Below are 25,082 nucleotides of genomic sequence, written 5' to 3' on the forward strand. Positions count from 1 at the left end.
ATAATTTGCCTGCATACCTCATTATTAAAATGGCAGACGCTGGAAGCAGGGTGCTTAACACTGGGACAATCAGGCGAAACGTCTTGTACCTCTACATTGAGACACTTAAACAGAGACTGGATGCGATTAACCAGCTGCGTGTAGATCGCGCGCTGGCTGCCATGGGGCCTGCTTTCCAGCACGTCTACAGTCTGCTGCCAACATTATTGCACTATCATCATCCTCTGATGCCGGGTTACCTCGAAGGTAACGTTCCACACGGCGTCTGCTTCTTCACGCCTGATGAACAGCAACAGCAGCTGCTGCATACCGTCACCGGCAAAGCGGCGGCAGACCTGACGCCAGCGGCCGGGGGCGAACGGCCAATTACCGCTATCTACTCAATGGGCAGCACCTCGTCAGTCGGACAGAACAGCGCATCCGATCTGGATATCTGGGTCTGCCACCACTCCTGGCTTGATAACGAAGAGCGTCTGGCCCTGCAGCGTAAGTGTACGCTGTTACAGAAGTGGTGTGTGTCAATGGGTGTGGAAGTCAGCTTTTTCCTGATTGATGAAAACCGTTTTCGCCATAACGAGAGCGGCAGCCTCGGCGGTGAGGATTGTGGATCGACCCAGCATATTTTGCTGCTCGATGAGTTCTACCGTACGGCAGTGCGCATGGCGGGTAAGCGTATTCTGTGGAATATGGTGCCGAATGAGGAAGAGCATCACTATGACGATTACGTCATGTCGCTCTATTCACAGGGCGTACTGACCCCAAACGAATGGCTCGATTTAGGCGGCCTCGGTACGCTCTCGGCAGAAGAGTATTTTGGCGCCAGCCTGTGGCAGCTCTATAAAAGTATCGACTCCCCCTATAAAGCGGTGCTGAAAACGCTGCTGCTGGAAGCGTACAGCTGGGAGTATCCCAATACACAGCTGCTGGCGATGGATATCAGACAGCGCCTGCATGAAGGTGAGATCGTCAGTTTCGGGCTGGATCCCTACTGCATGATGCTGGAGCGGGTTACGCGCTATCTGACCAGTGTGGAAGATCACGCCCGCCTCGACCTGGTGCGGCGCTGTTTCTATCTGAAAGTGTGCGAGAAGCTTTCCGGAGACGATCAGCACGCCCGCAACGGCTGGCGGCGCGAAATCCTGCTGCAGCTGGTAAAAGCCTGGGGCTGGGACGATGAGAAACTCGCCGTTCTGGATAATCGGGCGGAGTGGAAGATCGAGCGCGTGCGCGAGGCGCATAATGAGCTGCTGGATGCGATGATGCAGAGCTATCGTAATCTTATCCGCTTTGCGCGCCGGAACAATTTAAGCGTCAGTGCCAGCCCGCAGGATATCGGCGTACTGACGCGTAAACTGTATGCCGCTTTTGAAGCGCTGCCGGGTAAAGTCACGCTGGTTAACCCGCAAATATCCCCCGATCTGTCAGAAGAGAATCTGACCTTTATCCACGTGCCCGCCGGGCGCGCGAACCGGCCTGGCTGGTATCTCTATAATCAGTCGCCGGATATGAGTTCGATTATCAGCCATCAGCCGCTGGAATATAACCGCTACCTGAACAAGCTGGTGGCGTGGGCATGGTTCAACGGATTACTGACGCAGAAAACGCGTCTGCACATTAAAGGTAACGAGCTGTGCGACCTGGCGCGTCTGCAGGAGCTGGTCAGCGATGTCTCCGGCCACTTTCCGCTGCGCCTGCCGGCGCCTACGCCAAAAGCGCTCTACAGCCCGTGCGAAATCCGCCATCTGGCGATCATTGTCAATCTTGAGCACGATCCCACCGCGGCATTCCGCAACCAGGTGGTGCACTTTGATTTCCGCAAGCTGGATGTCTTCAGCTTTGGTCAGCAGCAGCAGTGTCTGATTGGCAGCGTCGATCTGCTCTATCGCAACTCATGGAATGAAGTACGCACCCTGCATTTCAGCGGTGAACAGGCGATGATTGACGCGCTGAAAACCATTCTGGGCAAGATGCATCAGGATGCGGCGCCGCCCGATACGGTTGAGGTATTTTGCTACAGCCAGCATCTGCGTGGCCTGATCCGCACGCGGGTACAGCAGCTGGTATCTGAGTGCATTGAGCTGCGCCTGTCGAGTACGCGGCAGGAGCCGGGCCGCTTTAAAGCGATTCGCGTTGCAGGACAGACGTGGGGACTCTTCTTTGAACGCATGAGCGTCTCGGTGCAGAAGCTGGAAAACGCGGTAGAGTTTTACGGCGCAATTTCCAACAACAAGCTGCATGGATTATCGATCAAGGTCGAATCGAATCAGACTCCGCTGCCGCCGGTGGTAAACGGCTACGCCAGCGAAGGCATTATTCAGTTCTTTTTTGAAGACACCAGCGACGATCGCGGATTCAATATCTATATTCTCGATGAAAGTAATCGTGTGGAGATTTACCACCACTGCGAAGGCAGCAAAGAGGAGCTGGTGCGCGACGTCAGCCGTTTCTACTCCTCGTCACACGATCGCTTTACCTACGGCTCAAGCTTTATCAATTTCAATCTGCCGCAGTTTTATCAAATCGTGAACACCGGCGACCGTTTTCAGGTGATCCCGTTCCGCAGTCAGACCCTGACGCAGCTCTGTTCGACCCCACCGGATAACGACAACACCGATTTTATGCCGCGTTATCAGGTGCACTGATCGCGGGTTTTCAGCCAGCCTGCGCGGCCACTCTGTCCGATATTTCCTGTTGCTTTTACACCATCAGCTGCGATGATAAGCAGCTGAGAATTGGACAATATGAGCAGATAAAATGAGACGAGTCATAAGCCAGTTGGGCATGGCGCTGATGCTGGTCAGCCTGGCAGGCTGCGGCCTGAAGGGCCCGTTATACTTCCCGCCCGCGGATAAGCCGCAGCAGAACGACAAGCCGACAGAACAGCAGCAGCAGGCCGCTCAGCAGGCGGATACCGGAGGCCTGGTCACCGGCAGCTCATCAGGCGTACAGTCAAACTAAATTTAATGAGTAATCCGGCGGAGCAGAAAATGCAGTTCTCGAAAATGCACGGTCTCGGCAACGACTTTATGGTCGTGGATGCAGTGACACAAAACGTCTTTTTTTCGCCGGAATTGATTCGCCGCCTGGCGGATCGGCATCTGGGGATCGGCTTTGATCAGCTGCTGATCGTAGAACCACCCTACGATCCGGATCTCGACTTTCACTATCGCATATTTAACGCTGACGGCAGTGAAGTGGCGCAGTGTGGCAACGGCGCGCGCTGTTTCGCCCGCTTTGTGCGCCTCAAAGGGCTGACCAATAAAAATGATATTCGCGTCAGTACCCAAACCGGACGTATGGTGCTGAGCGTGACCAGCGATGAGCTGGTGCGGGTCAATATGGGCGAGCCTGACTTTGATCCGCAGCGCGTGCCGCTGCGCGCTAACAAGGCGGAGAATCTCTATCTGCAGCGCGTCGCTGAGCAGACCGTAATGTTTGGTGCCGTCTCAATGGGTAATCCGCACTGCGTGATTCAGGTTGAGAGCGTGACAACTGCAGCCGTTGAGACGCTGGGGCCAGCGCTGGAGAGTCACGAGCGCTTCCCGGAACGCGTTAACGTCGGCTTTATGGAAGTGGTCAGCCGTGAGCACGTACGCCTGCGCGTTTATGAGCGCGGAGCCGGCGAAACGCAGGCGTGCGGCAGCGGCGCCTGTGCAGCCGTAGCCTGTGGTATTCAGCAGGGGCTGCTGGCAGAAAAAGTGCGTGTCGACCTGCCAGGCGGCACGCTGCATATCGCCTGGAAGGGGGCCGGACAGCCACTATATATGACCGGACCCGCCACCCACGTTTATGACGGATTTATCCATTTATGAAATACCCGGAAGAGCAGACTGACAGCGCGGTGCAGCTCAACGATCGCGCCGTCAGCGCTTATCTGCAGCAGAACCCCGATTTCTTTATCCGCAACGCACGTCAGGTTGAACAGATGGCGGTGCCGCACGCGGTGCGCGGCAGCGTCTCGCTGGTAGAGTGGCATATGGCGCGCCAGCGCAACCACATCCGTCAGCTGGAAGAGGAGATCACGCTGCTGATGGAGCAGGCCAACGCCAATCATCAGCTCTTCGATCGCCTGCTGGCGCTGCAGGGACATCTCGCCGCCGCTGACAGCCTGCAGGAGATGCTGAACCGCCTGCAGCGCTGGGCGCGTGAGCTGGGTCTGGCGGGCGCCAATGTGCGGCTGTTCAGCGATCAATGGCGCCTCGGCGCACCCTCTGATTTTATCCAGCTGGGTCTGGCGCGACAGGCGTTTGAGCCGCTGCGTATCCAGCGTTTTGGTCAGCAGCAGCACTATCTTGGCAGCCTGAACGGACCGGAGCTTTTGCTGCTGCTGCCGCAGGCGAAAGCCGTCGGCTCGGTTGCGATGTCGCTGCTGGGCGAGCGGGGTGAAGCGGGCGTCATAATCTTCAGCAGCCGCGACAATCAGCACTATCAGGCTGGCATGGGGACACTCTTACTGCAGCACCTGGCCCAGATGCTGCCGGCGCTGCTGGCGCGCTGGATCGAGCGCGTATGAGTACGCTGCTGCCCGCCGTCGACGCCTTTCTGCGCTACCTGCAGGTAGAACGCCAGCTCAGTCCGCTGACGCAAAAAAACTATCGTCGCCAGCTGCTGGCGCTTGTGGCGCTCGCGGAGAGCATGCAGTTAACCGAATGGTCGAAGCTGGAGCCGGCGCAGGTGCGCAGCCTGGCGGCGCGCAGCCGGCGCGATGGCCTGCAGGCGAGCAGTCTGGCGCTGCGTATGTCTGCCCTGCGCAGCTTTCTTGACTGGCAGGTCAGCCAGGGCATGCTGAGCGCAAATCCGGCGAAAGGTATCGCCACGCCGCGTAACGCCCGCCATCTGCCAAAGAATATGGACGTGGATGAAGTCACGCAGCTGCTGGAGATTGACCTTAATGACCCGCTGGCGGTGCGCGATCGCGCGATGCTTGAAACCATGTATGGCGGCGGCCTGCGTCTCAGCGAGCTGGTCGGGATCAACTGCCGCGATCTTGATGCGGAGTCGGGTGAAGTCCAGGTGCTGGGTAAAGGCAGTAAAGAGCGGCGCGTGCCGGTTGGCGCAACGGCGGTGACCTGGCTGCAGCACTGGCTGGCGCTGCGCGACAGTTTTGCTCCGCAGGATGATGCGCTGTTTGTCTCTTCGCGCGGCAGCCGGATTTCTGCGCGCAACGTGCAGAAGCGGTTTGCCGAGTGGGGCATCAGGCAGGGCGTGGCCAGCCATATTCATCCGCATAAGCTGCGCCACTCTTTTGCCACCCACCTGCTGGAGTCAAGCGGCGACTTGCGTGCGGTGCAGGAGCTGCTCGGGCATGCCAATCTCTCGACCACACAGATCTACACCCATCTCGATTTCCAGCATCTGGCCTCGGTCTACGATGCCGCGCATCCGCGTGCCAAACGAGGAAAATCAGAATGAAGTTTTACCGCTCCCTGCATCCGGTTAAGGCGCTGACCTTCGATCTGGATGATACGCTGTATGACAACCGCCCGGTGATCCGCAAGACCGCGCAGGAGACGCATGCGGCGCTGCAGGCGTTTCACCCGGCGCTGCGTGAATTCACGCCGGCCGATTATCAGCAGCTGCGTGATGAGCTGCTGGCGCGCGAGCCCGATATTTATCACGACGTCTCAGAGTGGCGCCGCCGCTCAGTGGAACTGGCGCTGCTGAATATTGGTTTGCCGACCGCCGACGCTGCCGCGGGCGCAGGAGAGGTGATGCGCACCTTTCACCACTGGCGCAGTCAGGTTGTGATGCCGGAAGAGACGCACCAGACGCTGCGCTGGCTCGGCGAGCGCGTACCGCTGGTGGCGATCACCAACGGCAATGCCGATCCGGAAAAGCTCGGCATTCAGCACTACTTTCAGTTTACGCTGCGCGCCGGTCCGCACGGTCGCGCCAAGCCGTGGCAGGATATGTATCATCTCGCGGCGGAGCGGCTGGCTATTGCGCCGGAGGCGATCCTGCACGTTGGCGATGACCTGACCACCGATGTTGCAGGCGCGCTGCGCGCCGGCCTGCAGGCGTGCTGGATCAATCTGAACAGCGGCAATCTGATGCAGATTGATGACGCCCGTCTGCTGCCGCACGTTGAAATTCATCGGTTGGCATCCCTGACCTCACTGCTATAATGGCTGTAAATTTATCCAGTCGTATCCTCCGGCGCACGGCTTTACGGGCTGTGCCGGTTCACTCTGGCGACTTACCTGCGTAAGCGCGCGACCATTCAGAGATCTGCAGCATCGCTGCAGGACGAATGACTCAGGGTACGCAACTCTATTCTTTAAAACGGTGCTTATGGACGTTTCTGATCTGCTCGACGGCTTGAATGACAAACAGCGTGAGGCGGTTGCCGCACCGCGCAGCAATCTGCTGGTGCTGGCCGGAGCAGGCAGCGGCAAAACCCGTGTGCTGGTGCACCGCATCGCCTGGCTGCTGTCGGTGGAGAACTGCTCGCCATACTCCATCATGGCGGTCACCTTCACCAATAAAGCGGCGGCTGAGATGCGTCATCGTATCGATCAGCTGATTGGCAGCGGGCAGGGCGGCATGTGGATTGGCACATTCCATGGCCTGGCGCATCGCCTGCTGCGGGCGCACCACCTGGACGCCGGACTGCCGCAGGATTTTCAGATCCTCGACAGCGAAGATCAGCTGCGGCTGCTGAAGCGTCTGATTAAGTCAATGAATCTGGATGAGAAGCAGTGGCCGGCGCGGCAGGGCATGTGGTACATCAACGGCAAGAAAGATGAGGGTCTGCGGCCAAAACATATCGAAAGCTACAACAATCCGGTTGAGCAGACGTGGCTGCGTATTTATCAGGCCTATCAGGAGGCGTGCGATCGTGCAGGCCTGGTCGATTTTGCCGAGCTGCTGCTGCGTGCGCATGAGCTGTGGCTGCATAAGCCACAGATCCTGAATCACTACCGCGAGCGCTTTAGCAATATCCTGGTCGATGAGTTTCAGGACACCAACAACATTCAGTATGCGTGGATCCGCATGCTGGCGGGCGACAGCAGCCGGGTAATTATTGTCGGCGATGACGATCAGTCCATCTACGGCTGGCGCGGCGCGCAGGTCGAAAATATCCAGCGCTTCCTGCAGGACTTTCCCGGTGCGGAAACGATCCGCCTTGAGCAGAACTACCGCTCCACTAACCATATCCTGAAATCCGCCAACGCCCTGATCGCCAACAACAGTGGACGGCTCGGAAAAGAGCTCTGGACCGACGGCAGCGACGGCGAAAAAATTTCAATCTACTGTGCGTTTAACGAGCTGGATGAAGCGCGCTTTGTGGTTAACCGCATCAAAACCTGGCATGAGAACGGTAATGCGCTGCAGGATTGCGCGATTCTCTATCGCAGTAACGCCCAGTCGCGCGTGCTGGAAGAGGCGCTGCTGCAGGCCAGCATGCCATACCGTATTTATGGCGGTATGCGCTTCTTTGAACGTCAGGAGATCAAAGATGCGCTCGCCTATCTGCGCCTGATTGCCAACCGTAACGACGACGCCGCGTTTGAGCGCGTGGTCAATACGCCGACGCGCGGCGTGGGCGATCGGACGCTTGATGTGGTGCGTCAGACGGCGCGCGAAAAACAGCTTACGCTGTGGCAGGCCACGCGGGAACTGCTGCAGAATCGCGCCCTGGCAGGCCGGGCGGCGTCGGCACTGCAGCGCTTCTGCGAACTGGTTGATGCGCTGGCGCATGAAACCGCAGAGATGCCGCTGCATGTGCAGACCGATCGCGTGATTAAAGACTCCGGCCTGTGGCTGATGTATGAGCAGGAAAAAGGCGAAAAAGGCCAGGCGCGTATTGAGAACTTAGAGGAGCTGGTCACGGCCACCCGCCAGTTCAGCTATCAGGATGAAGATGAAGATCTGATGCCGCTGCAGGCGTTTTTATCGCACGCCGCGCTGGAAGCGGGCGAAGGTCAGGCGGATAAATGGCAGGATGCCGTACAGCTGATGACGCTGCACTCGGCAAAAGGGCTGGAGTTTACGCAGGTCTTTATTGTTGGCATGGAAGAGGGCATGTTCCCGAGCCAGATGTCGCTGGATGAGGGCGGGCGTCTGGAGGAGGAGCGGCGGCTGGCCTATGTTGGCGTCACCCGGGCGATGGTCAAGCTGACGCTCACCTACGCCGAGACGCGGCGGCTTTACGGCAAGGAAGTCTATCATCGTCCGTCGCGCTTTATTGGCGAACTGCCGGAAGAGTGCGTGGAGGAAGTGCGCCTGCGCGCCAGCGTCAGCCGTCCGGTCAGCCATCAGCGCATGGGCACGCCCACCAGCAAAAGCGACAGCGGCTTTACCCTGGGTCAGCGGGTGCGCCACGCGAAGTTTGGCGAAGGCACCATTATTAATCTGGAAGGCAGCGGCGAGCACAGTCGCCTGCAGGTCGCCTTTCAGGGGCAGGGCATTAAGTGGCTGGTCGCCGCGTATGCGCGGCTGGAGGCGATGTAGCGCGGCTGCGCTACCTTGACGACTTTTTCGTCTCAGCGTAACATGCGCGCACTATTATCATGAGAGGACAATGCCTTGGACGCGCCCAGTCGATGCTGGCTCAACATCCTGTTTAGCAGGAATATCTAAGGCTACCTCTTTACGCAGGTAGCCTGAAAGGTTATCCGCGACCTCCTTTGCTTATCCGTCGCATGAGTCAGCACTGATCACACCCTGAAGCGAAAGTTTCCGCGTTAAGGCTTTGCCGTGTCCGTTACGTTTCGGACGTGACGGGCACCGCCCTGTCCCATTTGGTCTGCAATGGGGAGTATTGCTATGCTGAGCGCATTTAAACTTGAGCGCGATCGCCTGACGCGCATCGAGCTGGAAGACAACAACGATAAACTCAACACGTCGGTATGGGTCGATCTCATCGAGCCGGATGACAGCGAGCGCGAGCGCGTGCAGTCAGAGCTGGGACAGAGCCTGGCAACGCGTCCGGAACTGGAAGATATTGAAGCCTCGGCGCGCTTCTTTGAAGATGAAGATGGCCTGCATATCCACTCATTCTTTTTCTTTGAAGATGCTGAAGATCACGCCGGCAACTCCACCGTGGCCTTTACAATCCGCGAAGATCGCCTCTATACGCTGCGCGAGCGCGAGCTGCCAGCCTTTCGCCTTTACCGCATGCGCGCCCGTAATCAGCAGCTGACTGACGGTAACGCCTATGAGCTGCTGCTGGATCTGTTCGAGACCAAGATTGAGCAGCTGGCGGATGAGATTGAAAATATCTATAGCGCGCTGGAGAAGTTGAGCCGCGTGATTATGGAAGGTCAGCAGGGTGAAGAGTATGACGAGGCGCTGTCGCGTCTCGCCGAGCTGGAAGATATCGGCTGGAAAGTCCGTCTCTGCCTGATGGATACGCAGCGTGCGCTCAACTTTCTCGTGCGTAAGGCGCGCCTGCCGGGTAACCAGCTGGAGCAGGCGCGCGAAATCCTGCGCGATATCGAATCGCTGCTGCCGCACAATGAATCCCTGTTCCAGAAGGTCAACTTTCTGATGCAGGCGGCGATGGGCTTTATCAATATCGAACAGAACCGCATCATCAAGATCTTCTCAGTGGTCTCGGTGGTGTTCCTGCCGCCAACGCTGGTGGCCTCCAGCTATGGTATGAACTTTGAGTTTATGCCTGAGCTAAAATGGAGCTTCGGCTATCCTGGCGCAATCTGCCTGATGATGCTGGCGGGCCTGGCACCTTATCTCTATTTCAAACGTAAAAACTGGCTGTGATCGCAGGGCGCCATTCATGGCGCCCTGGTTGAATACCGTATCCGTCTGATGCCAGGGGCGCATAAATGCGCCCCCTACATTTTTGTAGGGGCGCGATTCATGGCGCCCTGGTTGAATATCGCATCCGTCTGACGCCAGGGGCGCATAAATGCGCCCCCTACATTTTTGTAGGGGCGCCATTCATGGCGCCCTGGCCGAATATCGCACCCGTCTGATGACGCCATTCATGGCGCCCTGGCCGAATATCGCACCCGTCTGATGACGCCATTCATGGCGCCCTGGTTGAATACCGCACCCGCCTGACGCCAGGGGCGCATAAATGCGCCCCCTACATTCTGTAGGGGCGCCATTCATGGCGCCCTGGTCGAATATCGCACCCGTCTGATGACGCCATTCATGGCGCCCTGGTCGAATATCGCACCCGCCTGCTGATTAAAAAACGATTTGCGCTGGCTCCGGGGGCGCAACCTGCGTAACCTGTTGAACTCTTATCTTTGTCTGATTCTGCTCATGTCACACTACTCTCTCCGCTTACAATGGATGCTGCTGGTGATTGCGTCGCTGACGCTGGGCGTTGCTCTCCAGCTGCTTCACTTGCCCGCTGCGCTGCTGCTTGGCCCGATGATTACCGGAACCGTGATGGGACTCAGCGGCGCAACGCTGCGTATCGATAAACGGCTGTTTATTCTGGCGCAGGCGGTGCTGGGCTGCATGATCGCTCAGAGCCTGTCGCCCGCCATACTGACCCCATTATTAAACGACTGGCCGGTCGTGCTGGCGGTACTGATCCTCACGCTGGCCGCCAGCGGTCTCTCAGGTTTTCTGCTGGTGCGCTTCAGTAACCTGCCAGGGCCTACCGGTGCCTGGGGATCGTCGCCCGGCGGCGCCTCGGCGATGGTGGCGATGGCAGGGGATTTCGGGGCTGACGTGCGTCTGGTCGCGTTTATGCAGTATCTGCGCGTGCTGTTCGTCGCCACAGCGGCGGCGGTAGTGGCGCGTATTGGTCTGGATACCAGCGGCGGTGCGACCGGGGTGATCTGGTTTCCGGCGCTTGATTACGGTTTTTTGCTGACGCTGATGGTAATGATTGCCGGTGCCTGGCTCGGGCAGCGCCTGCGGATCCCCTCCGGTGCGCTGCTGCTGCCGGCGCTGATTGGTGCCACGCTGCAGGGGAGCGAAATCGCGACATTGCAGGTGCCGGAGTGGCTGCTGGCGCTGGCCTATGCGCTAATTGGCTGGAGCGTCGGACTGCGCTTTACGCGCCCGATTTTCCTGCTGGCGCTGCGGACGCTGCCGCAGATGCTCGCCTCAATCCTCGGGCTGATGGTGCTGTGTGCGGCGCTGGCATGGATGCTGACACGGGTACTGCATATTGACCTGATGACTGCCTATCTGGCTACCAGCCCGGGCGGGCTGGATACCGTCGCTATTATCGCAGCCGGCAGCCGGGTCGATATGGCGTTTGTGATGGCGCTGCAGACGCTGCGTCTGTTTACTATTCTGCTCACCGGCCCGGCACTGGCGCGCTTTATCTCACGCTTTGCGCATCCGCGTGCGGGCTGAGAAGAGCACGGCGTCAAAAATAAACACCGCCAGCGCCAGCCAGATAAAGCCAAAGGTGACCAGCTTATCGGGGGTGAGGCGCTCGCCATAAAACAGTACCGCCAGCAGGAACATCAGCGTCGGGCCAAGATACTGGAAAAAGCCCACGGTTGAGAGACGCAGACGCGCGCAGGCTGCGGCAAACAGCATCAGTGGAATGGTGGTCAGCACGCCGGCGGCCACCAGCATCAGATTGAGGCTGAGCGGATTGGCGCTGAGATGACTGGTCGCGCTGTCGGCAATACCAAACAGATAGATCGCCGCCAGCGGTAACAGCCACAGCGTCTCGATCAGCATGCCGCTTTGTGCATCAACCTGGATCTTTTTCCGCACCAGGCCATACAGCGCAAAGCTCAGCGCCAGCCCCAGCGCAATCACCGGCAGCGAGCCAAACTGCCACAGCTGCACCAGTACGCCCGCCGCCGCCAGCACAACCGCCAGCCACTGCAGACGGCGAAAGCGCTCACGCAGAAACAGCATACCCAACACCACATTAATCAGCGGATTGATAAAGTAGCCGAGGCTCGCCTCCAGCATATGCTGATTATTGACCGCCCAGATAAACAGCAGCCAGTTGCCGCCGACGGTGACGGCGGTCAGCGCCAGCAGCAGAACTTTTTTCGGCTGAGCGGCCACCTGACGCACCTGCTTCCAGCTGCGGCTCAGCGTGATCAGGATCAGCATAAAGAGCACGGACCAGATCACCCGGTGGGTCATGATTTCGGCGGGCGGCACTGCCATGACCAGTTTGAAGTAGGCCGGAGCAACGCCCCAGATAAAATAAGCGCCGAGCGCATAAAAAATGCCCTGCCGCGTTTGCTGGCTGTCCATTGTATTGTCCATAAGGCGGCGCACCGGTTGCGCTGCGTGGGTTAACCAATCAGGTAGGTGGCGGTAGCCGTAGCGATATAATCGTGCTGCTCATTATGCAGTTCAACGCGCGCCACGGCGACTTTATTGCCGGCACGCAGCAGTGTGCCGGTAGCGATAAAACGCTCGCCGCGGCCCGGGCGCAGATAATCAACCCGCAGATCGATAGTGCCCATTCGCGCCAGCCGCTGCCGCAGCTCCTCTTCGCTGATGCTCTCCTGCCGCGTCAGCGCATGGCTGACGCAGACCAGCCCGGCGGTAACATCCAGTACTGAAGCAATCACGCCGCCATGCAGGATCTGCTGTGCGGCGTTGCCTACCAGCATGGTTTTATTGGCAAATGCCAGCCGGATCGTATCAGCATCAAGGTGTTCCAGCTCCAGGCCCAGCGCCTGATTAAACGGCATATGATAAACAAAAATTTCACCAATCAGCTGGCGCGCGTCCTGCTGAGTCAGCATCGGAGATGACATAGTTACGGCCTTAAGATGTTAAGAATTTGTGTATATTATGCTGCTCCCGCGCTGCTTTCCAGTTTCAGAAATCGGCGCTGATCAACGTCCCGCTTTGCGTGTAGAATGGCCTGCTTTTTGTACCACCGCCCTGAAAACCTTCCCACGCAGCGCACTGGAGAACACTATGCGTAAGCAATACGTCATGCTGGCCGCGGCATTAACCGTTCCTGCACTGGCGCAGGCAGATGAAGCCACGATTAAAAATATTCACGACGCACCTGCGGTGAAGGGGAGCGTGATCGCAAATCTGCTGGAAAAGCATGACAATCCGTTTGTGCTTTACCCCTATGAAAACAACTACCTGCTTTACACCTACACCAGCGACATGAATAAAGAGGCGATTTCCTCTTACAACTGGGCAGACAAAGCGAAAAAAGATGAAGTAAAATTCCAGCTCAGCCTGGCGTTTCCGCTGTGGCGCGGCATTTTAGGTGATAACTCAGTACTGGCCGCCTCGTATACTCAGCGTTCATGGTGGCAGCTGTCGAATCGCGGCGCGTCGTCACCCTTCCGCGAAACAAACTATGAGCCGCAGCTGTTTCTGGGCTGGGCAACGGACTACTCGCTGGCAGGCTGGACGCTGCGCGATGTGGAGCTGGGCGTTAATCATCAGTCCAATGGTCGCAGCGATCCCACTTCCCGCAGCTGGAACCGCCTTTACGCCCGCCTGATGGCAGAAAACGGCAACTTCCTTGCGGAGATCAAACCCTGGTATCGTCTGCCGGAAAGCGCCAGCAATGACGATAACCCGGACATTACCAAATACATGGGTTATTACCGCGCGAAGCTCGGCTATATGATGGGCGACAGCATTTTCAGCGTGGAAGGCAACTATAACTGGAACAGCGGCTACGGCGGCGCAACCTTCGCCTGGAGCTATCCTCTCACTGAACACGTTCGCTTTTATACGCAGCTGTTCAGCGGCTATGGCGAATCGCTTATCGACTATAACCACCGTCAGACCCGTTTAGGCGTGGGCGTAACGCTTAACGATCTGTTCTAATCAGTAAAACAGGATTACCGTGGCAATTTCGGCAGTGCACAATCAGGAAACGCTGGCGCAGCAGGTGTTACATGACACTTTCGGCTATCAGCAGTTTCGTCCGGGTCAGCAATCCATTATCGAGTCAGCGCTCTCGGGGCGCGACTGTCTGGTCGTCATGCCGACCGGCGGCGGCAAATCGATCTGTTATCAGATCCCGGCGCTGGTACAGGACGGGCTGACGCTGGTGGTCTCCCCGCTGATTTCACTGATGAAAGATCAGGTTGATCAGCTGCTGGCCAACGGCGTAGCGGCGGCGTGTCTTAACTCGACGCAGACGCGCGAACAGCAGCAGCAGGTTTTTGCCGATTGCCGCACCGGGAAGCTCAAACTGCTCTACATCGCTCCGGAACGGCTGATGATGGACAACTTTCTCGAGGGGCTGCAGCACTGGAATCCGGTGATGCTGGCCGTTGATGAAGCGCACTGTATTTCGCAGTGGGGGCATGACTTCCGGCCGGAGTATGGTGCTCTCGGGCAGCTGAGGCAGCGCTTTCCGCAGCTGCCGGTGATGGCGCTGACCGCCACGGCCGATGAAACCACGCGTAACGACATTGTTCATTTGCTGCAGATGCGCGATCCGCTGATTCAGGTCAGCAGCTTTGATCGTCCTAACATTCGCTATACCCTGGTGGAAAAGTTCAAGCCCACCGACCAGCTGCTGCGCTATGTGCAGGAGCAGCGCGGCAAAAGCGGCATTATTTACTGTAACAGCCGGGCAAAAGTGGAAGATACCGCCGCGCGTCTGCAGAGCCGCGGTCTGAGCGTGGGCGCCTATCACGCCGGCATCGACAGCGCACAGCGCGCGCATGTGCAGGAGGCGTTTCAGCGCGACGATCTGCAGATTGTGGTCGCTACCGTGGCGTTTGGCATGGGGATCAACAAACCCAACGTACGTTTTGTGGTGCATTTTGATATCCCGCGCAACATCGAATCTTACTATCAGGAAACCGGCCGCGCCGGACGTGACGGCCTGCCTGCTGAAGCGATGATGCTTTACGATCCGGCGGATATGGTCTGGCTGCGCAAATGCCTGGAGGAGAAAGTTCCGGGGCCGCTGCAGGATATCGAGCGTCACAAGCTCAATGCGATGGGCGCGTTTGCGGAAGCGCAAACCTGCCGGCGTCTGGTACTGCTGAACTACTTTGGCGAAGGGCGTCAGCAGCCCTGCGGCAACTGCGATATCTGCCTCGATCCTCCCCGCCGCTATGACGGGCTGGTCGACGGGCAGAAAGCACTGTCGTGCATTTACCGTACCGGCCAGCGTTTTGGTATGAGCTACATTGTGGAAGTCTTGCGCGGCTCAGCCAGCCAGCGTATACGCGATAACGGCCACGACAAACTGCCGATCTATGGCCTGGGGCGCGAGCAGAGCCTGGAGCACTGGATCAGCGTACTGCGTCAGCTCATTCACCTCGGCATGGTGACACAAAATATCGCCATGCACTCTGCGCTGCAGCTCACCGAGGCCGCGCGTCCGGTGCTGCGCGCTGAAATACCGCTGATGCTTGCGGTACCGCGCACCGTGACGGCGAAAAGCCGCAGCAGTGCACCAAAAGTGTACGGCGGCAACTATGATCGCAAGCTGTTTGCCAAGCTGCGTAAGCTGCGCAAGGCGATAGCGGATGAAGAGAATATTCCGCCTTACGTGGTGTTTAATGACGCCACGCTGATTGAAATGGCGGAGCAGTTGCCGGTCAGCGCGTCAGATATGCTGAGCGTAAACGGCGTCGGGCATCGCAAGCTGGAGCGCTTTGGTAAGCCGTTCCTGCTGATGATCCGGGAACATCTTGATAATGACGAATAAAGGACTAAACGCATGCTGATATTGTTTGCTACCGTCGCGCTGGTGCATCTGGTTGCGCTGATGAGCCCCGGCCCTGACTTCTTTTTTGTGTCGCAAACTGCGGCCAGCCGCTCGCGCAAAGAGGCGATGATGGGCGTGCTGGGCATTACGCTGGGCATTGTTGTCTGGGCGGGCGTAGCGCTGATGGGTCTGCACCTGCTGCTGGCCAAAATGGCGTGGCTGCATGAAATTATCATGGTGGGCGGCGGGCTTTATCTGCTGTGGATGGGCTGGCAGCTGCTGCGTTCGGCGCGTCAGCGCCATAAGCAACCGCAGAGTGATGCACCCGTGGTAGAGCTGCCGAAGCGCGGCATGAGCTTTCTCAAAGGGCTGCTGACAAACCTGTCCAATCCCAAAGCCATTATCTATTTTGGCAGCGTCTTTTCGCTGTTTGTCGGCAATGATGTCGGTGCTGCGACGCGCTGGGGGCTATTCCTGCTGATTATTACGGAAACCTTTGCATGGTTTGCGCTGGTGGCCGCTATCTTTGCTCTGCCGTGGATGCGCGAGAAGTATCAGCGTATGGCAAAGTGGGTGGATGGCATGGCGGGCGTGCTGTTTGCCGGTTTTGGCATTCACCTGATTATTTCGCGCTAGGCCTGGTCGCCTGAAACGGCGACGCTGCGCCGGGTGTGGCTGACTGCACACCCGGCCGTTTATCACGCTATTTTACGCGCGCTGGCTAACAGCGCGCCGACCGCCATAAACAATCCGCCAAAAATGCGGTTCAGCAGCTTCATCTGTCTCGGACCTTTGATCCAGCCCGCAATGCGCGTCGCCAGCGTGGCGTAGCCAATCATTACAATGATATCGACCACAATCGTGGTCACGCCGAGGATCAGATACTGCATCAGCTGCGGCTGATGGGGCAGAATAAACTGCGGAAACAGCGCGGCAAGAAACACGATGCTTTTAGGGTTGGTCAGGTTAACCAGCAGCGCGCGCTGAAACAGGTGCCGGCGCGGCATCGCTTTGGCAACGGCGTTCAGGTCGAGGCTGCCAGCGGCGCGCCACTGCTGAATACCCAGCCAGATCAGATAGGCGGCGCCGGCCCATTTCAGGATCTCAAACGCCAGCAGCGACTGTGAAAATAGCGCGCCGAGTCCGGCCCCCACCAGCACAATATGCACCGCCAGTCCGAGCTGTAAGCCGGTGATCGATACGGCCGCACCGCGATAGCCGTGGCTGATACCGGTGCTCATGGTATTGATAGCGCCCGAGCCTGGCGAAAGGCTGAGGATGGTTGTGGTAAGCAGGTAGGTTAACCACCATTCTGTAGTCATGCATGACATTCCCTGAAGCGAGCGAAGTATGACACAATACGCCAGAAAATTGCGCTGCGCTATGGCATACCAGCAGGGCGGATTGAACTCTCCGGGAGGGGCAGATGCAGCACCATAAAGAGAGCTGGCTCAGACGCGAACGCGCTTTTGCGGCGTTTGCTACCGGTCCGCTGCTCGACTTCTGGCGGCAGCGGGAAGAGTGCGAGTTCACCGGCACGGGCAATCTTACTCTGCGCTATGTACGTTTTACTGCGCCACACCACACGCGCGTGATCCTGATTGTGCCGGGGCGTATTGAAAGCTATATCAAATACCCCGAGCTGGCATATGACCTGTTTCACTGCGGCTACGATGTGGTGATTATTGACCATCGCGGGCAGGGGCGCTCTGAGCGGCTGCTGGCAGATTCGCACCGCGGCCACGTGGTGGAGTTCAGCGACTATGTTGACGATCTGGAGACCCTCTACCTGAAAGAGATTGTCAGCCAGCATTATCAGCAGCGCTATGTACTGGCTCACTCAATGGGCGGTGCCATTGTCGCGCTGTTTCTGGCCCGGCAGCCGCGGGCCTTTCATGCGGCGGTGCTATGCGCACCTATGTTTGGCATTGTGCTGCCGCTGCCGCCCTTTCTGGCGCACCGTATTCTTGACTGGGCAGAGAAGCGGCCGGCGCTGCGCGACGGATATGCCCTTGGCACCGGGCGCTGGCGCGCGCATCCGTTTGGCATTAACCGCCTGACGCACAGCCGCGAGCGCTATCGACGCAATCTGCGCTTTTATGCTGACGATCCGGCTATTCGCGTCGGCGGTCCGACCTATCACTGGGTGCGTGAAGGCGTGCAGGCCGGACGCAATATCATGCGTCAGGCGGCAAATATCACCACGCCGCTGCTGCTGCTGCAGGCGAGTGAAGATGATGTGGTGGACAACCGTTCACAGGATCTCTTCTGCCAGGCGCTGGCGGCAGCCGGGCATCCCTGCGAAGGTAACGCACCGCGCGTCATTGAAGGCGCGCGCCATGAAATTCTGTTTGAATCAGATGCAATGCGCGCCGAAGCGCTCAATGCCACCGTGGATTTTTTTGCCCGTCATCTCAGCTGACGTTATTTCCGTTATTACAACCCGAGGTTTCCATGTTTCACATCGTTGCATCCGATCTGGATGGCACGCTGCTCTCGCCGCAACATCGTCTGACGCCGTTTGCCCGTACCACGCTGCAGGCGCTGGTGGCGCGTGATATCCATTTTGTTTTTGCCACCGGCCGCCACCATATCGACGTGGGACAGATGCGCGACAAGCTCGGCATTCCGGCGTATATGATCACCTCCAACGGCGCGCGCGTGCATAACGCCTCAGGCGAGCTGATTTTCAGCCACAATCTTGATGGCGATATCGCCAGCGAGCTTTACGCCCTGAAATATCAGGATGAAAACATCCTGACCCATGTTTATCGCGATGATGAGTGGTTTATGAACCGTCACCATCCCGATGAGCAGGACTATTTTCAGGAGTCAGAGTTTATGTATCAGCTCTATGAGCCGGGAATATTGCCCACCGATGGCATCAGCAAGGTCTTTTTCACCTGCAGCGATCCGGCCAGTCTGCTGCCGCTGGAGCAGGCGATTGAAGCGCGCTGGGGCGATCGCGTTAACGTCAGTTTCTCGCTGCCAACCTGTCTGGAAGTGATGGCGGGCGGCGTGTCGAAAGGGCACGCGCTGGAGGCTGTGGCAAAACAGCTGGGGCATTCGCTGAAAGCGTGCATCGCATTCGGCGATGGCATGAACGATGTGGAGATGCTGAGTATGGCCGGCAAAGGGTGCATTATGCACAACGGTCAGCAGCGCCTGAAGGATACGCTGCCGTCGCTGGAGGTCATTGGCAGCAATGCGGACGATGCGGTGCCGCACACGCTGCGTAAACTCTTTCTGGAGTAAAAAAAGGGGCCGGTCTCTCCCGGCCCGCCTCGCTTATCCCAGCTGTTTCTTATGCTTATGTTCGTTGATCATGGTCAGCAGCAGCAGCACCACTGCCAGCACCGAGCCGGCGATCATCACCATAAACCCGCCATCCCAGCCGAAGAAATCAACGGTATAGCCAACAATAGCGCTGGCTGCTACTGAGCCACCCAGATAACCGAACAGGCCGGTAAAGCCCGCTGCGGTGCCGGCGGCTTTCTTCGGTGCCAGCTCCAGCGCGTGCAGGCCAATCAGCATCACCGGGCCGTAGATCAGAAAGCCAATCACAATCATACAGAGCATATCGATGCCCGGATTGCCCGGCGGGTTAAGCCAGTAGATTACGGTAGCGATTGTCACCAGCGTCATAAAGAACACGCCGGTCGCGCCGCGGTTGCCTCTGAACACTTTGTCTGACATCCAGCCGCACAGCAGCGTACCGGGAATGCCCGCATACTCATACAGGAAGTAGGCCCAGGAGGATTTATCCAGCGTAAAGTGTTTCACCTCTTTCAGATAGGTCGGCGACCAGTCGAGAATGCCGTAGCGCAGCAGATAGACAAAGACGTTTGCCAGCGCGATATACCACAGCAGCTTATTGGGCAGGATGTACTGCATAAAGATCTGCTTTGCGGTCAGCTCCTGCTCATGATCCTCACTGTAATCAGGCGGATAGTCGTTTTTCCACGCTTCAATCGGCGGCAGGCCGCACGATTGCGGCGTATCGCGCATCATGGCAAATGCAAACAGCGCGATCAGAATGGCGCCAAACGCGGGCATATAGAGCGCCGCTTTCCAGTCGTTAAACCACGCCATACCGAGCAGGAACAGCAGCGGCGGGATACCGCCTCCGACGTTATGCGCGCAGTTCCACACGGAAACGATGCCGCCGCGCTCTTTCTGCGACCACCAGTGCACCATGGTGCGGCCACATGGCGGCCAGCCCATTCCCTGGAACCAGCCACACAGGAACAGCAGCACAAACATCACCATAATGCTGGAGGTCGCCCAGGGCACGAAGCCCATAAACAGCATGACCGAGGCGGCAAGAATCAGGCCCGCCGGCAGAAAAACGCGCGGGTTTGAGCGATCGGAAACAGACCCCATGATGAATTTGGAAAAGCCGTACGCAATAGAGATGCCGGAGAGGGCAAACCCTAAATCACCGCGCGAGAATCCCTGTTCAACCAGATAGGGCATCGCCAGCGCGAAGTTTTTGCGTACCAGATAGTAAGCGGCATAGCCAAAGAAGATCCCGAGGAAGATCTGCCATCGCAGCCGGCGATACAGCGGATCAACACGATCGTCAGCGACCTGAGGCCGATGCGGTGCAGGTTTGAAAATACTCAGCATGAGTGTGGCCCTCCGGGGCGCAGAATAGTTATGAATTTCCCAGCAGGTTGGGGCAGAAATACGCATAAGCGTAAAGGAAACCTGGTGTTTCCATATCGCGCAAAGGATAGAGATGGTTGCTGCACGTTACTGTGACGTGTGACACATATGTTACAGTTTTATGACAATCGGGAGCGAAAAAAACCAGGAAATGTTGGATTTCGCGCATTTTGCCAGGTTTTTAGCCGGTGTTAATGCGCATTCTGACCAGAGTCTGTATCAGGAGGTAACAGCGGACCAGCACGGATCACCAGCTGTTCGCCACGATTGGGCAAAATATATTCAGTTGTAAACCAGATTATTCAGCTGACGCAGGCGGGTTTGATTACACTAACGCCTCTGTTTATCGGGAAATGGTGTACCGTGCTGTTACTTATTATCACCACTGTATTGTGGGCTTTTTCTTTTAGTCTGATCGGCGAATATCTGGCCGGCCAGGTTGATAGCTGGTTTTCCGTGCTGATGCGCCTGGGCCTGGCCGCGCTGGTTTTTCTGCCGTTTCTGCGCTGGCGCGGCTACCGGGCATCAACGCTGCTGCTCTATATGCTGGTGGGAATGCTGCAGCTCGGCATTATGTATCTGCTCAGTTTTGAAGCCTATCTCTACCTGAGCGTATCTGAGTTCCTGCTGTTTACGGTGATGACGCCGCTCTATATCACGCTGATTTATGACCTGCTGAGCCGGCGTCCCTTGCGCATCGGCTACGCCTTCAGCGCGCTGCTGGCGGTAGCGGGGGCAGCCATTATTCGCTATGACAAAGTCAGCGATCATTTCTGGCTGGGTCTGCTGCTGGTGCAGGCGGCGAATCTCTGCTTTGCTGTCGGCATGGTGGGATACAAACGGCTGCAGGAGACGCGGCCCATGCCGCAGCATACGGCGTTCTCCTGGTTCTATCTCGGAGCGGTGCTTGTTGCCGCCCTGGCCTGGTCGCTGTGGGGCAATCCGCAGAAACTGCCCACGACTACGCTGCAGTGGAGCGTGCTGATATGGCTGGGCGTTGCCGCATCCGGGCTGGGCTATTTTATGTGGAACTACGGAGCCACGCAGGTGGATGCTGGCACGCTGGGCATTATGAACAATATGCATGTTCCGGCGGGGCTGCTGGTGAATCTGGCGATCTGGCAGGAGAAGCCACACTGGCCGAGCTTTATTGCGGGCGCTGCGGTGATCTTCGCTTCACTCTATGTGCATAAACGCTGGGTGACTGGCAGGCGTCACGCCTGAGCACGTGACGGGCGCAGCCTGCAGGCTGCGCCATGCGATCAGCTTTTCTTCGCCGGCGTTCCCGGACGCTGAATCAGCGTTAACCCTTTCAGGAAATTACGCAGGATTTGATCGCCACATTCGCGGTAGTTCTTGTGATCCGGGTTGCGGAAGATAGCGCCGATTTCGCCCTGTGAAACCTTGAAGTTGGCTTTCAGCAGGATGTCGGGGATATCGGTGGTTTTCAGCGCAAACGCGATACGCAGCTTCTTCAGAAAGATGTTATTGCTCATGCGACGTTCAACAGAGGGCGCCGGCGCATCGTCGCTTTTACCGCGCCGGTAGTAGATCAGCCCGTTGAGGAAATAACCCATCAGTACATCAGGCAGTTTGCGAAACGCGGCGTCATCCTCTTTTTTCAGCCAGGCCTGCACATCCTCCAGCGGCACATCGCTTCCCGCAAGGGCAAAAATCTCCACCACTTTGCTATCGCTCAGATCAAGCATATAGCGCACGCTGCGCAGAACATCGTTATTAGTCATGGTGAAACTCTCCGGGTATGCAGTAAAGGCGGCGCATTATAGTGCAGGCGGGGCGGGGATAACAGCGCGGCGCACGCACGCCGCGCCGGGCCATCAGGATGCGCCGGGTAATACCGCGCCCGGCTGCGAAGCGTCGCGCACAAACGGCAGGTGATCACAGGCGTGCTGACGGGCAAAACGCACAAAGGCTTCCAGCACCGGCTGACGCTGTTCGCCTTCGCGTACGGCGGCGTAGAGCCGGCTCCAGAGACCGTCGCCCAGTGTTTTAGTGACGACCAGCCCCTGCTTCTCAAAGTTCTCAACCACCCAGTGCGGCAGGGCGGCGATCCCCATCTGCGCCGAAACCATCTGAATCAGCAGCAGCGTATTGTCCACGCTTTTCAGCGCCGGGCTGACGCCGGCGGGCTGCAGAAAGTGACGCCAGACATCCAGCCGCTGGCGCTGTACCGGGTAGATCATCAGAACTTCATCAGCGAAATCCTGCGGCGTAATATGCGTGCGCTGCGCCAGCGGATGATCGGGTGCCAGCACCAGCCGCATCTCAAAATCAAACATCGGCGTATAAAACAGCCCGCTGCGCGGCAGAATATCCGAGGTCAGTACCACATCAAGCTCGCCCTGCTGCAGCGCCGGCTGCGGATCAAAGGTGACGCCGGATTTAAAGTCCATCACCACCTGCGGCCAGCTCTTGCGGAAGTTATTCAGCGCAGGCGTCAGCCACTGAATACAGCTGTGGCATTCAATGGCGATGCGTAGCGTAGCCTGCTGCTGTGGCTCATGACACGCCTGCAGCGCCTGCTGGATCTGCGGCAGTACCTGCTCTGCCAGCTGCAGTAAAATCTCACCCTGCGGCGTAAAGCGCAGCGGCTGGCTTTTACGCACAAACAGCCGGAAGCCAAGGCGCTGCTCCAGATCGCTGAACTGATGCGATAACGCAGACTGCGTCTGGTGCAGCTGCGCCGCAGCGGCGGCGAGCGAGCCGGTGTTGTGTAACGCCTGCAGCGTTCGCAGGTGTTTGAGTTCGATCATGAGAATCCTTCACAGCGGGACAAAACGGATGACGCGGTAAGCTATACACTACCCGCAGATTGTGGCGGTGTAAACATCTGGATGGCTAAATGGGAGGCTGCCGCGCGCAGAGGCAGCAAACGCGGGCGTCAAAAGCAGAACGTGCACGAAAAAGGGCGCCTCAGCGCCCCGGATAACGTTATGCGGTGGGGGCTACCCCATACTGTTTAAACCACGCCAGCATACGTTGCCAGGCATCCTGGGCCGACTCCGCATGATAGCCCGGACGATAATCAGCGTTAAACGCATGACCGGCATCCGGATAGACCACAATTTCCGCTTTGGCATTGGCGGCATGCAGCGCCTGACGCATTTTATCGATGCTCTCCAGCGGGATACCCTCATCCTGCCCGCCATACAGGCCGAGCACCGGCGCGTTGAGATCGACGGCGACATCAATCGGATGCTTCTGCTGCTTCAGCGTTTTTTCCCCTTCCAGGCGGCCATACCACGCGGCTGCGGCACGCACCTGAGGATTGTGTGCGGCAAACAGCCAGCTGATGCGCCCGCCCCAGCAGAAGCCGGTAATCGCCAGACGTCGAATATCGCCATCGTGCCGTGCAGCCCAGTTTGCCGCATGATCGAGATCGGCAAGCACCTGGCTGTCGGGCACTTTGCTTACCAGCTCGCTGAGCAGCGTCGGGATATCGTGATACTCCTGCGGATCGCCTTCGCGGAAATAGAGTTCCGGCGCCACTGCGAGGTAGCCCTCCAGTGCCAGGCGGCGACACAGATCGCGGATATGCTCATGTACGCCAAAAATTTCCTGAACCACCAGTACCACCGGCAGCGTACCGCTGAATGATTTAGGTCGTGCGTACCAGGCAGGCAGATTTTCACCCTGGCTGGGAATAGAGGTCTCGCCACACTGAATCGCATCGCTTTGGGTAATGATTGTGCTGCTGGCGGCGGGCTGCGCCGCTGAGGCGAAGCCATCCGGGGTCGATTCTTGTGCCATATTTTCTGTGGTTTTCATGATTCTCTCCGTGCTGGCAGGTGCGCAATCAGGTAACTATAGCCTGGTCATAATGGCCGGATGGTTACAGGGTAAAAGGAACAGATTCTCAGATGCGGCTTCTGTATTAACATTGCCGCTGAAGCTTACGCAGCACCGTGCCGGATAAATGTGCGAAACGGCGCATCATATTGTGACAAAAATCACAAATAGTGCGGTTAGTAATGTAACTTTCATTATTCGAAGTGAGAGATATCACATATTTGTCGCGCTGCCTCACGTAGAGTGCGCGTCACAATACTTAATTAGCAGGAGTCTGATATGACCCAGTCTGACGTTTTCCACCTTGGTATCACTAAAGCTGACCTGAAAGGCGCTACGCTGGCGATTGTCCCGGGCGACCCGGAGCGGGTGAAAAAAATCGCTGCGCTGATGGAGAATCCGCAGCATCTGGCGTCGCATCGTGAATTCACCACCTGGCTGGCGGAGATCGACGGCAAGCCGGTAGTGGTCTGCTCAACCGGTATCGGTGGTCCTTCCACTTCGATTGCGGTAGAGGAGCTGGCGCAGCTCGGCGTCCGCACCTTCCTGCGCGTCGGCACCACCGGTGCCATTCAGCCGCACATTAACGTCGGTGACGTGCTGGTGACGACCGCCTCAGTACGCCTGGATGGCGCCAGCCTGCACTTTGCTCCGATGGAGTTTCCGGCCGTGGCCGATTTTGCCTGTACCACGGCGCTGGTCGCGGCGGCAGAAGAGTGCGGCGCGCGTACCCATATCGGCATTACTGCCTCTTCTGATACCTTCTATCCGGGCCAGGAGCGTTACGACACCTTCTCTGGTCGTGTGGTCAATCGCTTTCAGGGCTCCATGCAGGAGTGGCAGGCGATGGGCGTACTTAACTATGAGATGGAATCCGCTACACTGTTAACCATGTGCGCCAGTCAGGGACTGCGTGCCGGCATGGTGGCTGGCGTCATTGTGAACCGTACGCAAAAAGAGATCCCGGACGCGGCAACCATGAAGCAGACCGAGAGCGACGCCGTGAAAATTGTGGTGGAAGCCGCGCGTCGCTTACTGTAGTGCG

24 protein-coding genes are annotated in these 25,082 nt (G+C 57.8%); 17 read left to right on the forward strand and 7 right to left on the reverse strand.

Translation table 11 applies throughout. The annotated features are described in order from the left end of the window. Window positions 1–83: 83 nt before the first annotated feature. The 10 genes from F3I15_RS10550 (at window position 84) to F3I15_RS10590 (ending at window position 11,286) form a co-directional block, all read left to right on the forward strand. Window positions 84–2,642 carry a class I adenylate cyclase gene (locus tag F3I15_RS10550; protein ID WP_150017873.1) on the forward strand — a complete coding sequence of 853 codons (2,559 nt, stop codon included), beginning with the start codon at window positions 84–86 and terminating at the stop codon, window positions 2,640–2,642. A gap of 112 nt (window positions 2,643–2,754) precedes the next feature. Continuing rightward, window positions 2,755–2,958, forward strand: coding sequence for a lipoprotein (locus F3I15_RS10555; RefSeq protein WP_039381747.1), 204 nt, complete (start codon window positions 2,755–2,757; stop codon window positions 2,956–2,958). Between the two features lie 29 nt (window positions 2,959–2,987). Then, on the forward strand, window positions 2,988–3,812 hold the full coding sequence (dapF, locus tag F3I15_RS10560) for a diaminopimelate epimerase (protein ID WP_150017874.1): 825 nt from the start codon (window positions 2,988–2,990) through the stop codon (window positions 3,810–3,812). Beyond that, window positions 3,809–4,513: a DUF484 domain-containing protein gene (locus F3I15_RS10565; protein WP_150017875.1), complete on the forward strand. Its 705-nt coding sequence runs from the start codon at window positions 3,809–3,811 to the stop codon at window positions 4,511–4,513. Before dapF ends, F3I15_RS10565 begins: the two co-directional genes overlap by 4 nt. Further along, window positions 4,510–5,412, forward strand: a complete 903-nt coding sequence (gene xerC / locus F3I15_RS10570) for a tyrosine recombinase XerC (protein WP_150017876.1) — start codon at window positions 4,510–4,512, stop codon at window positions 5,410–5,412. The genes F3I15_RS10565 and xerC overlap by 4 nt, the downstream gene beginning before the upstream one ends. Then, a complete protein-coding gene (gene yigB, locus F3I15_RS10575; protein WP_150017877.1) occupies window positions 5,409–6,125 on the forward strand; it encodes a 5-amino-6-(5-phospho-D-ribitylamino)uracil phosphatase YigB in 717 nt (238 codons plus the stop codon). Before xerC ends, yigB begins: the two co-directional genes overlap by 4 nt. Before the next feature lie 166 nt (window positions 6,126–6,291). Then, window positions 6,292–8,454 carry a DNA helicase II gene (gene uvrD / locus F3I15_RS10580; RefSeq protein ID WP_150017878.1) on the forward strand — a complete coding sequence of 721 codons (2,163 nt, stop codon included), beginning with the start codon at window positions 6,292–6,294 and terminating at the stop codon, window positions 8,452–8,454. 75 nt (window positions 8,455–8,529) lie between these two features. Further along, entirely contained in the window at window positions 8,530–8,583 is a 54-nt protein-coding gene (gene ysgD / locus F3I15_RS18450) for a YsgD/CorL family protein (RefSeq protein ID WP_349919670.1), read from the forward strand. Window positions 8,584–8,769: 186 nt separating this feature from the next. Continuing rightward, window positions 8,770–9,723, forward strand: coding sequence for a magnesium/cobalt transporter CorA (gene corA, locus F3I15_RS10585; protein ID WP_039381760.1), 954 nt, complete (start codon window positions 8,770–8,772; stop codon window positions 9,721–9,723). A gap of 510 nt (window positions 9,724–10,233) precedes the next feature. Next, window positions 10,234–11,286, forward strand: a complete 1,053-nt coding sequence (locus tag F3I15_RS10590; RefSeq protein WP_150017879.1) for an AbrB family transcriptional regulator — start codon at window positions 10,234–10,236, stop codon at window positions 11,284–11,286. Here F3I15_RS10590 and rarD read toward each other — a convergent pair. Together rarD and F3I15_RS10600 are read right to left on the reverse strand one after the other, a co-directional pair. Further along, window positions 11,257–12,156 carry an EamA family transporter RarD gene (gene rarD / locus F3I15_RS10595; protein ID WP_150017903.1) on the reverse strand — a complete coding sequence of 300 codons (900 nt, stop codon included), beginning with the start codon at window positions 12,154–12,156 and terminating at the stop codon, window positions 11,257–11,259. The genes F3I15_RS10590 and rarD overlap by 30 nt on opposite strands. 41 nt (window positions 12,157–12,197) lie before the next feature. After that, entirely contained in the window at window positions 12,198–12,668 is a 471-nt protein-coding gene (locus F3I15_RS10600; RefSeq protein WP_150017880.1) for a thioesterase family protein, read from the reverse strand. 166 nt (window positions 12,669–12,834) lie between these two features. Between F3I15_RS10600 and pldA the strand changes: the two genes are divergently transcribed. The 3 genes from pldA to rhtC are packed head-to-tail and all read left to right on the forward strand — an operon-like array spanning window position 12,835 to window position 16,195. Continuing rightward, window positions 12,835–13,713: a phospholipase A gene (pldA, locus tag F3I15_RS10605; protein WP_039381766.1), complete on the forward strand. Its 879-nt coding sequence runs from the start codon at window positions 12,835–12,837 to the stop codon at window positions 13,711–13,713. A 19-nt stretch (window positions 13,714–13,732) separates the two neighbouring features. Next, on the forward strand, window positions 13,733–15,559 hold the full coding sequence (recQ, locus tag F3I15_RS10610) for an ATP-dependent DNA helicase RecQ (RefSeq protein WP_039381770.1): 1,827 nt from the start codon (window positions 13,733–13,735) through the stop codon (window positions 15,557–15,559). A 12-nt stretch (window positions 15,560–15,571) separates the two neighbouring features. Continuing rightward, the gene (rhtC, locus tag F3I15_RS10615) at window positions 15,572–16,195 is read left to right on the forward strand and encodes a threonine export protein RhtC (RefSeq protein WP_150017881.1); all 624 of its coding nucleotides are present in this window, start codon (window positions 15,572–15,574) and stop codon (window positions 16,193–16,195) included. Window positions 16,196–16,257: 62 nt separating this feature from the next. Here rhtC and rhtB read toward each other — a convergent pair whose 3' ends face one another. Then, the gene (gene rhtB / locus F3I15_RS10620; protein WP_094111154.1) at window positions 16,258–16,881 is read right to left on the reverse strand and encodes a homoserine/homoserine lactone efflux protein; all 624 of its coding nucleotides are present in this window, start codon (window positions 16,879–16,881) and stop codon (window positions 16,258–16,260) included. Between the two features lie 104 nt (window positions 16,882–16,985). Between rhtB and pldB the strand changes: the two genes are divergently transcribed. Further along, the gene (pldB, locus tag F3I15_RS10625) at window positions 16,986–17,981 is read left to right on the forward strand and encodes a lysophospholipase L2 (RefSeq protein WP_150017882.1); all 996 of its coding nucleotides are present in this window, start codon (window positions 16,986–16,988) and stop codon (window positions 17,979–17,981) included. 32 nt (window positions 17,982–18,013) lie between these two features. Continuing rightward, window positions 18,014–18,814: a sugar/pyridoxal phosphate phosphatase YigL gene (gene yigL, locus F3I15_RS10630; protein ID WP_150017883.1), complete on the forward strand. Its 801-nt coding sequence runs from the start codon at window positions 18,014–18,016 to the stop codon at window positions 18,812–18,814. A gap of 33 nt (window positions 18,815–18,847) precedes the next feature. Here yigL and glpT read toward each other — a convergent pair whose 3' ends face one another. Next, on the reverse strand, window positions 18,848–20,188 hold the full coding sequence (gene glpT / locus F3I15_RS10635; RefSeq protein ID WP_071668204.1) for a glycerol-3-phosphate transporter: 1,341 nt from the start codon (window positions 20,186–20,188) through the stop codon (window positions 18,848–18,850). A 402-nt stretch (window positions 20,189–20,590) separates the two neighbouring features. Here glpT and F3I15_RS10640 point away from each other — a divergent pair, with 402 nt between their 5' ends. Then, complete coding sequence (locus F3I15_RS10640; RefSeq protein WP_150017884.1) at window positions 20,591–21,451, forward strand: carboxylate/amino acid/amine transporter; 861 nt, start codon at window positions 20,591–20,593, stop codon at window positions 21,449–21,451. Between the two features lie 38 nt (window positions 21,452–21,489). Here F3I15_RS10640 and F3I15_RS10645 read toward each other — a convergent pair whose 3' ends face one another. From F3I15_RS10645 to F3I15_RS10655, 3 genes are all read right to left on the reverse strand, one after another. After that, window positions 21,490–21,972, reverse strand: coding sequence for a DUF1456 family protein (locus tag F3I15_RS10645; RefSeq protein WP_071668203.1), 483 nt, complete (start codon window positions 21,970–21,972; stop codon window positions 21,490–21,492). Window positions 21,973–22,065: 93 nt separating this feature from the next. Beyond that, window positions 22,066–23,001, reverse strand: coding sequence for an HTH-type transcriptional regulator MetR (gene metR / locus F3I15_RS10650; RefSeq protein ID WP_039381784.1), 936 nt, complete (start codon window positions 22,999–23,001; stop codon window positions 22,066–22,068). A 178-nt stretch (window positions 23,002–23,179) separates the two neighbouring features. Continuing rightward, window positions 23,180–24,016: a dienelactone hydrolase family protein gene (locus F3I15_RS10655; RefSeq protein ID WP_150017885.1), complete on the reverse strand. Its 837-nt coding sequence runs from the start codon at window positions 24,014–24,016 to the stop codon at window positions 23,180–23,182. Window positions 24,017–24,316: 300 nt separating this feature from the next. Here F3I15_RS10655 and udp point away from each other — a divergent pair, with 300 nt between their 5' ends. Further along, on the forward strand, window positions 24,317–25,078 hold the full coding sequence (udp, locus tag F3I15_RS10660; RefSeq protein ID WP_039381790.1) for a uridine phosphorylase: 762 nt from the start codon (window positions 24,317–24,319) through the stop codon (window positions 25,076–25,078). Window positions 25,079–25,082: the final 4 nt, after the last annotated feature.

The organism is Pantoea sp. M_9 (assembly GCF_008631385.1).
GTDB lineage: Bacteria > Pseudomonadota > Gammaproteobacteria > Enterobacterales > Enterobacteriaceae > Pantoea > Pantoea eucrina.